This is a genomic window from Streptomyces lateritius (genome assembly GCF_014649715.1).
In the GTDB taxonomy this organism is placed as follows: Bacteria; Actinomycetota; Actinomycetes; order Streptomycetales; family Streptomycetaceae; genus Streptomyces; species Streptomyces lateritius.
The window spans coordinates 328,218-341,972 of record NZ_BMTO01000003.1; the positions used below are offsets into that span (position 1 = coordinate 328,218).

At 73.8% G+C, this 13,755-nt stretch carries 14 protein-coding genes and 1 pseudogene; all 15 read left to right on the plus strand.

All coding sequences use genetic code 11. From position 1 onward, the window contains the following. Positions 1-453: 453 nt before the first annotated feature. Positions 454-2,559 carry an ATP-binding protein gene (locus IE136_RS07860; protein WP_308432396.1) on the plus strand — a complete coding sequence of 702 codons (2,106 nt, stop codon included), beginning with the start codon at positions 454-456 and terminating at the stop codon, positions 2,557-2,559. 289 nt (positions 2,560-2,848) lie between these two features. Next, a complete protein-coding gene (locus IE136_RS07865) occupies positions 2,849-3,229 on the plus strand; it encodes a hypothetical protein (protein ID WP_189599921.1) in 381 nt (126 codons plus the stop codon). A gap of 110 nt (positions 3,230-3,339) precedes the next feature. Continuing rightward, a complete protein-coding gene (gene nadE, locus IE136_RS07870; RefSeq protein WP_229818697.1) occupies positions 3,340-4,170 on the plus strand; it encodes an NAD(+) synthase in 831 nt (276 codons plus the stop codon). Between the two features lie 123 nt (positions 4,171-4,293). Next, a complete protein-coding gene (locus IE136_RS07875; protein WP_189599923.1) occupies positions 4,294-4,692 on the plus strand; it encodes a VOC family protein in 399 nt (132 codons plus the stop codon). 70 nt (positions 4,693-4,762) lie between these two features. Further along, a complete protein-coding gene (locus tag IE136_RS07880) occupies positions 4,763-4,993 on the plus strand; it encodes a DUF6381 family protein (RefSeq protein ID WP_189600041.1) in 231 nt (76 codons plus the stop codon). A gap of 179 nt (positions 4,994-5,172) precedes the next feature. After that, positions 5,173-5,829, plus strand: coding sequence for a UdgX family uracil-DNA binding protein (locus IE136_RS07885; RefSeq protein WP_158992722.1), 657 nt, complete (start codon positions 5,173-5,175; stop codon positions 5,827-5,829). Between the two features lie 119 nt (positions 5,830-5,948). Continuing rightward, positions 5,949-7,199: a cytochrome P450 gene (locus IE136_RS07890; RefSeq protein ID WP_189599924.1), complete on the plus strand. Its 1,251-nt coding sequence runs from the start codon at positions 5,949-5,951 to the stop codon at positions 7,197-7,199. 6 nt (positions 7,200-7,205) lie between these two features. Continuing rightward, positions 7,206-7,370 (plus strand): annotated as a pseudogene (locus IE136_RS07895) (ABC transporter permease); the annotation flags it as partial. 163 nt (positions 7,371-7,533) lie between these two features. Continuing rightward, entirely contained in the window at positions 7,534-7,731 is a 198-nt protein-coding gene (locus IE136_RS07900; RefSeq protein ID WP_189599925.1) for a hypothetical protein, read from the plus strand. 169 nt (positions 7,732-7,900) lie between these two features. Then, on the plus strand, positions 7,901-9,361 hold the full coding sequence (locus IE136_RS07905) for a cellulase family glycosylhydrolase (RefSeq protein ID WP_189599926.1): 1,461 nt from the start codon (positions 7,901-7,903) through the stop codon (positions 9,359-9,361). Positions 9,362-9,436: 75 nt separating this feature from the next. After that, entirely contained in the window at positions 9,437-10,744 is a 1,308-nt protein-coding gene (locus IE136_RS07910) for an alpha/beta fold hydrolase (protein ID WP_158992730.1), read from the plus strand. Positions 10,745-10,858: 114 nt separating this feature from the next. Then, the gene (locus tag IE136_RS07915; RefSeq protein ID WP_229818698.1) at positions 10,859-11,767 is read left to right on the plus strand and encodes a GntR family transcriptional regulator; all 909 of its coding nucleotides are present in this window, start codon (positions 10,859-10,861) and stop codon (positions 11,765-11,767) included. Continuing rightward, positions 11,716-11,997, plus strand: a complete 282-nt coding sequence (locus IE136_RS35420; RefSeq protein WP_229818699.1) for a substrate-binding domain-containing protein — start codon at positions 11,716-11,718, stop codon at positions 11,995-11,997. Before IE136_RS07915 ends, IE136_RS35420 begins: the two co-directional genes overlap by 52 nt. A 71-nt stretch (positions 11,998-12,068) precedes the next feature. After that, complete coding sequence (locus IE136_RS07920) at positions 12,069-12,968, plus strand: SIS domain-containing protein (RefSeq protein WP_189599927.1); 900 nt, start codon at positions 12,069-12,071, stop codon at positions 12,966-12,968. 17 nt (positions 12,969-12,985) lie between these two features. Beyond that, complete coding sequence (locus IE136_RS07925; RefSeq protein WP_189599928.1) at positions 12,986-13,744, plus strand: PIG-L deacetylase family protein; 759 nt, start codon at positions 12,986-12,988, stop codon at positions 13,742-13,744. The last annotated feature ends 11 nt before the right edge of the window (positions 13,745-13,755 follow it).

Consider the following 13,755-nt stretch of genomic DNA (forward strand, 5'->3'; position numbering starts at 1 on the left):
CAACCGGCGCGCGCTCGGTCCGCGCCGACGAGGGCGCCGGCGGGGTCCGCGCCGACGGGGCCCGCACGATCCCTGTCGCCGAGGACACTCGCGCTGCCGGCGCCGCCGACGGCGCCGGTACGGTCCCTGTCGCCGATGGCGGTACTCGCTCGGCCCCCGCCCGGACGGCGCCGCCTGGGGACGCCCGGCCGGCGGCACCGGCACGGCCGGCGCTGACTGCGACCTCGGCACGGTCCTCGCAGGCGGCGGCGCCGGTACGGTCCCTGTCGCGGATGGCGGCACTCGCACGGTCCCCGCAGCCGACGGCACCCGCCCGGGCAACGTCGCCGACCGCGCCGGCGGGTGCCGGACCGTGCGCCGAGCCGGCACCACGCGGTGGCCGACGGCCTTCGGCGTCGTCGAATGACCCGATCCCGGGGGCCGTCGGGGCCCGGCATGGGGGACACTGCTCCCGTGCGTGGACATCTACCGGACGAGAACGGCGACTTTGTGGGGCGACGCACCGAAGTCGCGCGCCTGGAAGCCGAGTTGACCCGTCATCGCATGGTCACCGTCACCGGGGTCGGCGGAGTCGGCAAGTCGCGCCTCGCCCTGCACACCGCCCGGCGGATCGCCGCCCGGTACCCCGACGGCGTGTGGTGGGCGGACCTCACCCCGCTCCAAGGGGACCGGCTGCTCGTCGCCACCGTGGCCGACGCGGTCGACCTGAGCGACCACACACCCGGCATGCCCGTCGCCGCGCTGGGCCGGTGGCTCGCGGCCCGGCGGCCGCTGCTCGTCCTCGACTCCTGCGACCACCTCGCCGAGCCCTGCGCCCTCCTTGTCACCGAACTCCTCGCCGCCGCCCCCGCCCTCACCGTCCTCGCGACCGGCCGCCGCCCCCTCGGAGCGGAAGGGGAACGGGTGATGCCCCTCGAACCGATGCCGCCGACCGGGCGCGACGCCCTCGACCTGCTCCGCCTGCGCACGTCGACCACCACCGGCACCGGCCGACGGGACGCACGGGGCGCCACGCGTGCGCCCGGCCGGTGGCGGAGCGGGCCCGCCGCCGAGATCTGCGCCCGTCTGGAGGGCATCCCCCTCGCCCTCGAGCTCGCCGCCGCCCAGATCCGTATCCAGGGCATGGGCGCCGTGCGCGCCCAGATCGGCTCCCGCTTCGAACTCCTCGTCCACGACGAGCGGGTCTGGCCGCAGCGCCACCAGACGCTCCGGGCCGCGATCGGCTGGAGCCACGAGCTGTGCGACCCGCTCGAACGGCTGCTGTGGGCACGGCTCACCGTCTTCCGCGGCCCCTTCGAGGCCTCCTCCGCCGCGTACGTGTGCGCGGGAGGCCCCCTGACCCCCCAGACCGTTCCCGACATCCTCGAAGCGCTGGCCCTGAAGTCGGTCGTCGGCAAGGAGGGTGGCCGGGACAGCGGCCGGTACCGGCTCCTCGACACCGTGCGCGAGTACGGCGCGGAGTGGCTGGAGCGACTCGGCGAGACCGAGGCCGTCGCCGACCGGCACGCCGCCCACTGTCTGCGCCTCGCCCGTCAGGCGGACGCCGGATGGCTCGGCCCCGATCAGCTCCGCTGGTACACGGTGATCTCCGAGCTCCACACCGACCTGCGCACCGCCCTGGACCGGCTGCTGCGCACCGATCCCGACGACGCGCTCGCGCTCGTCGGCGCGGTGGGCTTCTTCTGGACATGTTGCGGACGGCTCCGGGAAGCCCGTGACCACCTCGAACAGGCGTTGCTGCTGAGCGGCGCGCGCGGCTCCGACCGGGCCCGCGCGCTGTGGGCCCTGGGCGTGGCGCTGACCCTGCAGGGCGAGTTCGGCGCCGCTCAGGAGGTGAGCGAGGCGTGCGCGCGGGAGGCCCGGTACGCCGAGTACGACGCCGGCACCGCACCCGACGCCGGGGGCGGTCCGGGGGAGAGGACGCTGGACGCCGCGTACCTCGCCGGGCTCCTCGCCCTGCTGACCGGCCGTCCGACGGCGGCGCTCGTGGTCGTCGGCCATGTGCTGGACGCCGTCCCGGGTGGCCCGGCCGCCTCCGCCGCCCGCCTGCGCTGCCTGCTCGTCCGCGTCTTCGGCCTGACCGGTCTCGGCAGAATCGACGAGGCCCGGCGCGAGGCGCTGGCGCTCCGGGAGGTCTGTGCGGAGCTCGGTGAGCACTGGACACGCGCCTCGCTCGACTACCAGCTGGCTCTCACGGGGCTGCTCGAAGGGCGGCCCGCGATCGCCGCCGACCACGCCCGGGCCATGCTCGAAGGGAAGCGGCGGCTGGGGGACGGCTTCGGGGTCGCCCTCGGCCTCGACGTCCTGGCGGCCGCGCTCGCCGCGAACGGGGAAGGGGAACTGGCCGCCGACGTCTCGGGCACGGGGGAGGCGTACTGGCGCTCCACCGGCCACGCACAGCGCGGCATGCCGGAACTGCGCGCGCTGCGCGAGAAGTACGCGCACCGGGCGCGCGAGACGATCGGCTCGCCCGCCTACGAGGAGATCTTCCTGCGCGCGCTCTCCGGCCACCCGCAGGAAGGCCTCGACCGCGCCCTGCGCGGTTCCCCGCACCGCTGAACAGCCGCTGAACCCCCGGGGCGGAAGCCGCCGGAGGCGCGCGGCGTGACTTGTAAGGGCCCCAGGAAGTGGATCACCGGTGCTCGCCGGGGTGACGGGGCGGCGCGCCGGGTTCGCGTCGAGGGGCCGAGCGGCCTTGACGGGTGCGGGCGACACCGCGCCGCCACTGACCGGAATCCTCCGCTCCGCCCCGCGCGACCGCGACGCGCACGACACGCCCCGCGACCTGGTCGGCCCCGAACCGGCCCCCGAGTGCCAACCATGCTTGAACGTGTTCAATAATGCGGTCATGACCGTGATGCGCCCCCGTGCGTGGGCCTTTTCCGCCGCCGTCCTCTACGTCGGAGCGACGGCCGCCGCCGGCCTGGTCCACGTCCTCACGGGCGGATCCGTGGGGGGCTTCACCGTGCCGCACCTCCTGGCCTTCCCCGGATCGGGCGTGGTGACGGTGCTCCTCTTCCTGACGGCGGGGTTCTTCGGCCCCGGGCACCCGGCCGCCGACGCGTCCGCCGATCCGGGACCCACCCTCGGCTCGCTGGTGCCTGTCGTGGGTGGTGCCCTCGTCAATGTGCTGCTGATCCGGGGCATGGCCGGCTTCGTGCGGCTGTTCGTCCGCGAGTGGGCGGCGGCCCGCCGGGCGCGCGGGGCATGTGTGAGGCGCGGCGCATAGAGTCGTCCCCGGCCCCGGAACCCGACGCCTCGCCCCGTACCGTGGACGCGCGCCCGTTCCGTACGGCCGTCTTTCCGTCCGTGCCACCGACACCTCCCGAGGAGCACTCCGTGACCGACCCGGCGTCCACCGCCCTGCAGCAGCAGATCGCCCGGGAACTCGAGGTTTCCGAGACCTTCGACCCTCTCGCCGAGATCGAGCGCCGGGTGGCCTTCCTCGCCGAGCGCCTCACCTCCACGGGCCTGCGCTGCCTCGTGCTCGGCATCAGCGGCGGCGTTGACTCCACGACGGCCGGACGGCTCTGCCAGCTCGCCGTGGAGCGGGCCAGGACCGCCGGACACGAGGTCACGTTCTACGCGATGCGGCTGCCGTACGGCGTCCAGGCCGACGAGAAGGACGCCCAGCTCGCCCTCGGCTTCATCGCCGCCGACCATGTGCTGACCGTGGACATCAGGCCCGCGAGCGACGCCGCGCTCGCCGCCTGCCTGGCCGGAGGGATCACTTTCCGCGACGCCCACCACCAGGACTTCGTCCAGGGCAACATCAAGGCGCGGCAGCGGATGATCGCCCAGTACGCCGTCGCCGGCGCCCACGACGGCCTCGTCGTCGGCACCGACCACGCCGCGGAGGCCGTGTCCGGGTTCTTCACGAAGTACGGCGACGGCGCGGCCGACGTCGTGCCGCTGACGGGTCTGACCAAGCGGCGCGTGCGCGCCGTCGCGGAGGCCCTGGGCGCCCCCTCGGAGCTGGTGTGGAAGACCCCGACGGCCGACCTGGAGACGCTCGACCCGGGCAAGCCCGACGAGGACGCCCTCGGTGTGACGTACGACGACATCGACGACTTCCTGGAGGGCAAGCCGGTGAGCGAGGCGGCCTACGCCTCGATCGTCCGCCGCTACGAGCTCACCGACCACAAGCGGCGGCTGCCGATCGCTCCCTGAGGGTGACGGGCGGGACCCATCCGGACGCCTCCGCGTGGCGTGACGGGGGCCCGCCCTCCGCCGTGGTGTGCCCTGGAGCCCCCGAGGGGCACAGATGGGCACACAGGCGAAGGGAAGACGGCCATGTTCGGACAGGCGAAGGCGTTCAGCGGTTTCTCGGTGGACGACCTCGACAAGGCCAAGAGGTTCTACGGCGACACGCTCGGGCTCCGCGTCGAGGAGAGCGGCTCCGGGGACATGAGGATGCTCGGCCTCACCCTCGGCGGAGGCGCCCAGGTGTTCGTCTATCCCAAGGAGAACCACACCCCGGCGACGTTCACGATCCTCAACTTCCCGGTCGACGACATCGACACGGCGGTCGACGAGCTCGCTCAGCGCGGGGTGGGCCTCGAGCGGTACCCGGAGTTCGGCGCGGACGAGAAGGGGGTCGTCCGGGCCGGCCGCGGCGACGAGGGGCCGGCGGCCATCGCCTGGTTCAAGGACCCGGCCGGGAACGTCCTCTCCGTCATCCAGGAGAGCTGAGCGCCGCGGTGGTTTTCCCGGGGCCGGTACGGGAAGCCGCTGGCCGAGGAGACGGCCGAGGAGGTGCACCGTGACGCGGCACGAGGAGAGCAGGCGGGAGAGCGAGGGCGCGCACGCCCACGCCCAGTACCAGCGCGACAAGGCGGAACATCTTCTGCAACGGGCGCGTCGCAGCACCGACCCGGAGGAGGCCGCGCGCCTGCGCGAGCAGGGGGAGCGGCTCAAGGAAGGCAGCGAGCGGGCCCTGGCCGAGGAAAACGAGCCCCGGCCCGGCGACCTGCACGAGGAGTATCCCGGCTGACCCTCGCTGGGCAGTATCCCGGCTGACCCTCGCTGGGCAGTATCCCGGCTGACCCTCGCTGGGCAGTATCCCGGCTGACCCTCGCTGGGCAGTATCCCGGCTGACCCGCGCGGGGCGGGAACGGGCAGCCACGGGAGCGGCGCGGGGGCAGGGGCGCTCGACGGATCGGAGACCCGTGAATGACCGGAAAGGATGCCCCGGACCGGCCCGGTGACGGGTACGACGCCAGGCCGTACCTGCCGCGCGGCGGCGGGCTCGAAGCCCACCGCCGGGCCTCCGCGTCCTGCCAGGGCTGCCCCCTCTTCGCCGAGGCCACGGCGACGGTGTTCGGCCGCGGCGACCCCGCCGCCCGCTTCCTGGTCGTCGGCGAGCAGCCGGGCGACCAGGAGGACCGCAAGGGGCAGGCCTTCGTCGGGCCCGCGGGTCGGCTGCTGTCCAAGGCCCTGAGCGAGGCGGGTATCGACGAGGAGGACGTGTACCTCACCAACGCCGTCAAGCACTTCAAGTTCACGCAGTCGGGGCCGGGCAAGCGCCGTATCCACAAGGCGCCGAGCCTGCGGGAGATGACGGCCTGCCGGCCGTGGCTGGAGGCCGAGCTGCGGCTCGTCGACCCGAGCGTGGTGGTGGTGCTCGGCGCGACCGCGGGCAAGGCCGTCCTCGGCCGCGGGTTCCGCGTCGGCGCCGACCGCGGGGCGGTGCTCTCCCTGCCCGGCACGGACGGCGGCCCCCACGTCGTGGCGACCCTCCACCCGTCCGCCGTCCTGCGCGCCGACGACCGCGAGAGCGCCTACGCCGGCCTCGTCGCCGACCTGCGTGTCGCGGCCGACGCGCTGTGACACCGGCACGGCCGCCGGACGGCCCGACGCGCGGAGTGGGCGTACGGGCCACGGCGGCACCCGGGTGAAATCCCGGACTTTCAGGAGTGTTCCGACACGAACCGGGCACGTGGGCCGGCATGCCCCCCATGACACTCGACAGCACCGCCGCCCTGCTCATCAAGGGATACGCCTGGCTCCCCGACCTGCGCCGCCGCAGCGACGGCCGCCTGGTGCGGACCCGGCTCCTGGGCCACCCGACGGTCGCCCTGCACGGCCCGGACGCCGTCCCGTTCTTCTACGACGAGAACCACGTCCGGCGCCACGACGCCCTTCCCGGGCCCGTCCTGGACACCCTCTTCGGCCGCGGCGCCGTACACACCCTGGACGCCGAGGAGCACCGTGTACGCAAGGGACTGTTCGTCGGCGAGCTCACCGACCCCGCCGGCGTCGCCGAGCTCGTGGACCGGGTCCGGGCCGAGTGGCAGCGGACCTTCGCCCGGCCGCCCCGCCGCGAGATCGTGCTGTTCGAAGAGGCCGCGCACGTGCTGGCCCGAGCGGTCTGCGCATGGGCCGGTCTGCCATTGACCCGGGAGCAGACCGAGCGCATGGCCGAGGACTGCGTCGCCATGGTCGACGGCTTCGCGACCGCGGGTCCGCGCCACCTGCGGGCGAGGCGCGCCCGGGCCCGCCAGGAGCAGCTGCTCGCCCGGCTGGTCGAGGAGGCCCGCGGCGGGGCGTCGCGCGCCCCGGCGACCCCGTTCGACGCGGTCGTACGCCATCGCGACGCCGACGGCGAGGAGCTGGACGCCCGTACCGCGGCCGTCGAGCTCCTCAACATCGTGCGTCCGACCGTCGCCATCGCCTGGTTCGTCGCCTTCGCCGCCCACGCCATGGACAGGTGGCCCGCCCGGCGCCACCTGCTGCGCGAGGACGACGGCTCGTACTCGGAGCCGTACACCGAGACGTACGCCGAACCCTTCGCCCACGAGGTCCGTCGCTTCTACCCCTTCGCGCCGTTCGTCGGCGGCCTCGCCGCCACCGACCTGCGCCGGGACGGCGAGGAGATCGCCGCCGGGACCCTGGTCCTGCTCGACGTCTACGGCCAGAACCACGACCCCGAGCTGTGGCACGACCCCTACCGCTTCGACCCGGAGCGCTTCATGCGCCGGGCACCGCTGCGCGACGAATTGATCCCGCAGGGCGGCGGCGACGCCAAGAGCGGCCACCGCTGCCCCGGGGAGGACATCACCGTCGCCGTCCTCGCCGCCCTCTCCACCGAGCTGTCCCGGATGGACTACACCGTTCCCGAACAGGACCTGAGGATTCCGCTCCACCGCGTCCCCACCCGCCCCCGCAGCGGCTTCCGCTTCGTCCCCAGCCCCACCTGAGCCCCCGTGTCGTTCGTCACCATCGGGGCGATCGTGGACCACGGCGGCCTCGGCAACCTCCTCTACTCCGGTATGAACACCTACTTCACGTCACAGGTGCTCACCGCCTCCGTCCTCTGCGTGATCATCGCCGTCGTCGCCGGCCTGCTCCTCCTCGCCCTCAGCGGCTGACCCTCTGGAGTGCGACGACGTCACCGGGTCGCGGGCAGGCGGGGTGAGTCGACGGCGCCGAAGGGTTCGTCCATCGGGAGGACCGCGGGTCGGCGGCCAAGGCGCGGGCCACGCCGACGCGCCGGCGCCGGCCGCCGGAGTCCGGGTCGAGCAGGTCAGCAAGGTGTACGCGGACGGCACCGCCGTCGGCCTCTCCTTCGACGGCGCCGAGGCGAGCTGGCCGCAGAAGTCCCGGGCCCGCGCCACCGACCTGCTCGACCTCGTCGGCCTGGACCCGGGGACCTACGGCGCCCACCCCGCCGCACAGCTCCTCGGAGGGTCGCGGACCCGGTGCGGCGCGGCCGGGCGCCTCCTGGCCTGAGTCCGTGACGACCGGCGCCCGGCCGAGGATTGACCGGCGCCCGGCCGAGCACGATGCCGACAGCCCGCTGAACACCGTCTCTTGTCATGACCCTTGCGAGGCCGGCCGTGGGACTGCTATCCATCCGTTAGGAAACTTTCCTTCCAATCCATCGTTCCGGGAGACCCCCATGACATCGGCACGATCGGTACGTCCCCCTCTGCGATCACTGGGTGCCGCCGGCGCCGCCGTGGCCGCCCTGCTCCTCGGCCTCGCCGCCGCACCACCGGCCGCCGTCGCCGCCCCCGTGACCCACGAGGCGGAGACCGCCACCGTCTCCCAGGGCGCGGCCGAGTCCAACCACACCGGCTTCACCGGAACCGGCTTCGTCAACTACGACAACACCGCCGGCGGCTACGTCCAGTGGAACGTCGACGCCGCCCAGGCGGGCACCGCGACCCTCACCCTGCGGTACGCCAACGGCAGCACCACCAACCGGCCCATGGACATCGCCGTCAACGGCGCGGTCACCTCCTCCGGCAAGGCATTCGCCGGCACCGGCGCCTGGACCACCTGGGCCACGACCACCGTCACCGCGAACCTCAAGGCCGGAACCAACACGATCCGGGCCACCGCCACCACCGCGAACGGCGGCCCCAACGTCGACCACCTGAAGGTCGACACCGCCACCACCCAGCCGCCCACCGGCGCCACCCCGGCCGCCGTCAACGGACAGCTGAAGGTCTGCGGCACCCAACTCTGCAACCGGTACGGCAAGCCGATCCAGCTGCGCGGCATGTCCGGCCACGGCACCCAGTGGTACAGCCAGTGCCTCACCGGCGGCTCGCTCGACGCACTCGCCAAGGACTGGAACGCCGACGTCCTGCGCGTCTCCACCTACGTCCAGGAGGAGGGGTACGAGACCGACCCGCGCAAGTACACCGACCTGGCCCACTCGCTCATCGACCAGGCCACCGCACGCGGCATGTACGTGATCGTCGACTGGCACATGCTCGACCCCGGTGACCCGCACTACAACCTGGCCCGCGCCAAGACCTTCTTCACCGAGATCGCCCAGCGCCACGGCTCCAGGACCAACCTGCTCTACGAGATCGCCAACGAGCCCAGCGGCGTCGCCTGGTCCCGCATCAAGAGCTACGCCGAGCAGCTCATCCCGGTCATCCGCGCCAAGGACGCCGAGACCCCCGTCCTCGTCGGCACGCGCGCGTGGTCCTCGCTCGGCGTCTCCGAGGGGGCCGACGAGTCCGAAGTGGTCGCCAACCCGGTGAACGCCTCCAACATCATGTACACCTTCCACTTCTACGCGTACTCGCACCGCGAGGCGTACCTGAACACGCTCTCCCGCGCCGCCGACAAGCTGCCGGTCTTCGTCACCGAGTTCGGCACCCAGAACTACGCGGGAGAGGGTGCGAACGACTTCGCCATGACCCAGCGGTTCATCGACCTCATGGCCGCCAAGAAGATCAGCTGGGTCAACTGGAACTACTCCGACGACCACCGCAGCGGCGCCGTCTTCACCGCCGGCACCTGCGCGAACAACGGCCCGTGGGCCGGTACGAGCAACCTCAAGCCCGCGGGTGTGTGGATCCGCGACCGGATCAGGACGGCAGACGACTTCCCCACCTCCTGACGCCACCTCGACGCGCCCCCGTCCCGCGCCCTGTGATGCACTGGGCGGGCGGGGGCGCATCGAACAGGAGCAGCATTGACCAGCTACCGCCAGCCCGGGCTCGTCCTCACCGACCGCCGTTTCACCGTCCCGCTCGACCACGCCGACCCCGAGGGCGAGCAGATCGAGGTCTATGGCCGTGAGGTCGTCGCGAGCGACAAGGCAGGGCCGGACGGGACGGACCTGCCATGGCTGGTGTATCTGGAGGGCGGCCCCGGCTTCGGGGCCCGCCGCTTCATCGGTCCGCAGGCATGGCTCGGCCGGGCCGTGCGGGAGTTCCGCGTCCTCCTCCTGGACCAGCGCGGCACCGGCAACTCCACCCCCGCCACCCGCCAGACACTCCCGCTGCGCGGCACCCCCGCCCAGCAGGCCGACTACCTCGCCCACTTCCGGGCCGACTCGATCGTCCAGGACTGCGAGCTCATCCGTAAGCGCCTCACCGGCGGCGCCCGCTGGACCGTCCTCGGTCAGAGCTTCGGCGGCTTCTGCGCCACCCACTACCTCTCGACCGCGCCGGAGGGGCTGAAGACCGTCCTGATCACCGGCGGACTGCCGTCCCTGCACGCGGACGCCGGCGAGGTCTACCGGGCCGCCTACCCCCGTATCCGGCGCAAGTCCGAGGCCCACTACTCCCGCTACCCGCAGGACGTCGAACGCGCCCGCCGGATCGCCGCCCACCTGCTCGACCACGAAGTCACCCTGCCGAACGGCGGCCTGCTCACGCCCCAGGCCTTCCAGTCCCTCGGCATCCTCCTCGGCGGCGGCGACGGCACCCACCAGCTCCACCTCCTCCTGGAGGACGCCTTCGTCCCGACGCCCGGCGGCCCCGCCCTCTCGGACGCCTTCCTGGAGAACGTCCAGGCCGTCCTCTCGTACGCCGGACACCCGCTGTACGCCGTGCTCCACGAGGCGATCTACGCCCAGGGCCGGGGCCCCACCGCCTGGGCCGCCGAACGCGTCCGCGCCGAATTCCCCGCCTTCGACGCCGAGAAGACGCTCGCCGGGGACGAACCGCTCCTCTTCACCGGCGAGACCGTGCACCCCTGGCACTTCGAGACCGACCCGGCCCTGCGCCCGCTGCGCGAGACCGCCCACCTCCTCGCCGAGCGGACCGACTGGACCCCGCTCTACGACCCGGCGCGGCTGGCCGTCAACGAGGTGCCGGTGGCCGCCGCCGTCTACCACGACGACCTGTACGTGGACACCGCCCACTCCCTGGAGACCGCCCGCGCGATCCGGGGCCTGCGCACCTGGGTGACCGACGAGTTCGAGCACGACGGCGTCCGGGCGGGCGGCCCGCGCGTCCTGGACCGGCTGCTCGCCCTCGCCCGGGGCGAGGTCTGACCGCCCCGGGGGAGGGAAGCGGGACGTGATCGCCCGAGGTGAGCCCTGATCCTCCGGGGATAGGATTCGGCGCGCAATCGGTCGGCGGTCGAGGCGAGTCCACAGGGGGCGCGGGTGGCACGCGACGAGGTTCCGGCGTCCGGACGCGAGCTGAAGTTCCGAGCCCTCATGGCGGAGCTGCGACGGGGCATCCTCGACGGCACGTGGCCGCCCGGCAGCAAGCGGCCCACCGAGCGGGCCCTGGCCACGGAGACCGGTCTCTCGGTGACCACGGTCCGCCGGGCGTACGAGGACCTCGTCGCCCTCGGTCTGGTCGAACGCCGCCAGGGAGCCGGGACGTTCGCCGCACACCGCCACGAGGAACCGGGCGACCGCCGGATCGTGGGCGTCCTGGTCCCGGACACCGCCTTCTACTCCCCCCGCGTCCTCCAGGGCATCGAGAAGGAACTCGCGGCGGCCGGCGCGCGGCTCGTCCTGGCCTGCTCGCACTACGTCCCCGCCGAGGAGGACGCGGCCGTCCGCCGGCTGCTCTCCTCCGGCGTCCACGGCCTGCTCCTCGTCCCCACCCTGCACACCGCCGTGGATCCCGGCCGGCGCGCCGAGGAACTCCTGGCCCTGCCCGTCCCCGCCGTCCTCGTCGAGCGCCGGCTGGCCGCGACGCACGGCCCGGGCGACCCCACCGAGCACGTCTGCACCGACCACGAGGGCGGGGCCTACGACGCCGTACGCCACCTGCGCGCGCTGGGCCATGACGGGCTCGCCCTCCTCGTACGCTCCGACGCGCCCACCACCGCGCCCATCGAGTCCGGCTTCGCCCTGGCCGTCGCCGACCTCGGCCTCCACGCGCCCCTGCGCATCCGGGAGGAGCGGCAGGGCTGGAACCCCCGGCGGGCGGACCGGGCGGTCGCCGACGCGCGCGGCGGGCGTCACCGCCGGCCTCTGCTTCGGCGACCGCGAGGCCGCTCTCGTCCTTGCGGCCACCCCGCCGCGCCGGTCTGCGGGTCCCCCAGGATCTGGCGCTGATCAGCTTCGACAACGAGTTCGCGGACGTCGCCGAGACCCCGCTGGCGGCTGTCTCACCGCCCAAGTACCAGGTGGGCAGGCTCGCCGCGCAGATCCTGCTGCGCCGGCTCGCCGACGGGGACGCCTCCCCGCTCCACCAGGTGCAGCTGCGGCCGAGGCTGGTCGTCCGGGCCTCCTGCGGGGCGGCGCGCGGGGTGGTCGCGCGCAAAAGTCCAAGCGGTGCGTACTGATTGCTCATGGTGTGCTCGTGCGGGAGCGGATAGAACTCGGCCCGGACCACCCATGAGGAGAGGACCCGGACATGACCACCCACGTCAGTGCCGAGATCGCCGGCCAGCCCGACTGCTGGCGCCGCGCCGCCGACACGGCCGCCGACCACGCCACGCTGCTGCCCCAGCGCGGTGAGCGGATCGCGGTCGTCGGCTGCGGCACCTCGTACTTCATGGCCCGTGCCTACGCGGCCCTGCGCGAATCCCTCGGCGCGGGCGAGACCGACGCCTTCCCGGCCTCCGACGAGACGCCGCTCGGGCGCGGCTACGACCGGATCGTGGCCCTCACCCGCTCCGGCGCGACGACCGAGGTGGCGACGCTGCTCGCCCGGGCCGCCGGCCGCATCCCCACCCTCGTCCTGACCAGCGCCCCGGACAGTCGCGCCGCACAGCACGCGGACGGAGTGGTCGGCCTCGGCTTCGCCGACGAACGCTCCGTCGTGCAGACCCGGTTCGCCACCACCGCCCTCCAACTGCTGCGCGCGGGGCTCGGGGTGGACCTGTCCGCCTCGATCGCCGACGCCGAACTGGCCCTGTACGAACCGCTGCCGACCGCCTGGGAGCAGCGCGGCCAGTTCACCTTTCTCGGCACCGGCTGGACGGTCGGACTCGCCGACGAAGCCGCCCACAAGCTCCGCGGCGTGGCGCGCGCGTGGACGGAGTCGTACGCGGCGATGGAGTACCGGCACGGGCCGATCGTCATCAGCGACCGCTCAAGTCTCGTGTGCTGCCTGGGGCCGGAGCCGGCCGGTCTCCGGGACGAAGTGGAGGCCACGGGCGCGCTGTTCGCGGCCGACGCCATCGATCCGGTCGCGGCTCTGGTGCGCGCCCAGCGACTCGCCGTCACGCTCGCGGCTCGGCGCGGGCTCAACCCGGACCGCCCCCGCCATGCGTCCCGCTCGGTGATCCTTTCCGGAGCGATCCGGAGGTGACGTCGTAAGCTGCGCCCATGATCGAGTCGAACGAACAGGCCCCGCAGCTCGCAGACATGCCCGATGACTGGCAGCGCGCCCTCGCCGTGGTGGCCCACCCCGACGACCTCGAGTACGGCTGCGCCGCCGCCATCGCCGGCTGGACGGACGCCGGCAAGGAGGTCACGTACGTCCTCACCACGCGCGGCGAGGCGGGGATCGACTCCCTCGACCCGGCCACCTGCGGCCCGCTGCGCGAGCGGGAGCAGCGGGCGAGTGCGGAGGTCGTCGGGGTGTCGACGGTGGAGTTCCTGGACCACCGCGACGGGGTGATCGAGTACGGGCTCGGGCTGCGCCGCGACATCGCGGCGGCCGTCCGCCGCCACCGGCCCGAGCTGGTCATCACCCTCAACCACCGGGACACCTGGGGCCCGGCGGTCGGCGGGGCCTGGAACACGCCGGACCATGTCGCGGTCGGCCGCGCCACCCTGGACGCGGCGGGCGACGCGGGCAACCGCTGGATCTTCCCGGAACTGCTCGAACGAGGCCTGGAGCCGTGGGGCGGAGTCCGCTGGGTCGCGGTCGCCGGCTCGACCACCCCGACGCACGCCGTCGACGCCACCCCCGGCCTCGAACGCTCCGTCCACTCCCTCCTCGCCCACCGCGCCTACATCGAGGCCCTCACGGACGAGGACCCTGAGGAGTACGTGCGCACCTTCCTCGCCGGCAACAACCAGCGCTTCGCGACCCGCTACGGAGGCCGCCCGGCGGTGGCCTTCGAGGTGTTTCCCCGCTGACCACCACCGGG

Bases quoted from the DNA above. Each gene is read 5' to 3' on its own strand.
- IE136_RS07885 (WP_158992722.1), top strand. From the start codon at position 5,173: ATGACCGGAAAGGATGCCCCGGACCGGCCCGGTGACGGGTACGACGCC.
- IE136_RS07875 (WP_189599923.1), top strand. From the start codon at position 4,294: ATGTTCGGACAGGCGAAGGCGTTCAGCGGTTTCTCGGTGGACGACCTC.
- IE136_RS07905 (WP_189599926.1), top strand. From the start codon at position 7,901: ATGACATCGGCACGATCGGTACGTCCCCCTCTGCGATCACTGGGTGCC.
- IE136_RS07925 (WP_189599928.1), top strand. From the start codon at position 12,986: ATGATCGAGTCGAACGAACAGGCCCCGCAGCTCGCAGACATGCCCGAT.
- IE136_RS07865 (WP_189599921.1), top strand. From the start codon at position 2,849: ATGACCGTGATGCGCCCCCGTGCGTGGGCCTTTTCCGCCGCCGTCCTC.
- IE136_RS07920 (WP_189599927.1), top strand. From the start codon at position 12,069: ATGACCACCCACGTCAGTGCCGAGATCGCCGGCCAGCCCGACTGCTGG.
- IE136_RS07890 (WP_189599924.1), top strand. From the start codon at position 5,949: ATGCCCCCCATGACACTCGACAGCACCGCCGCCCTGCTCATCAAGGGA.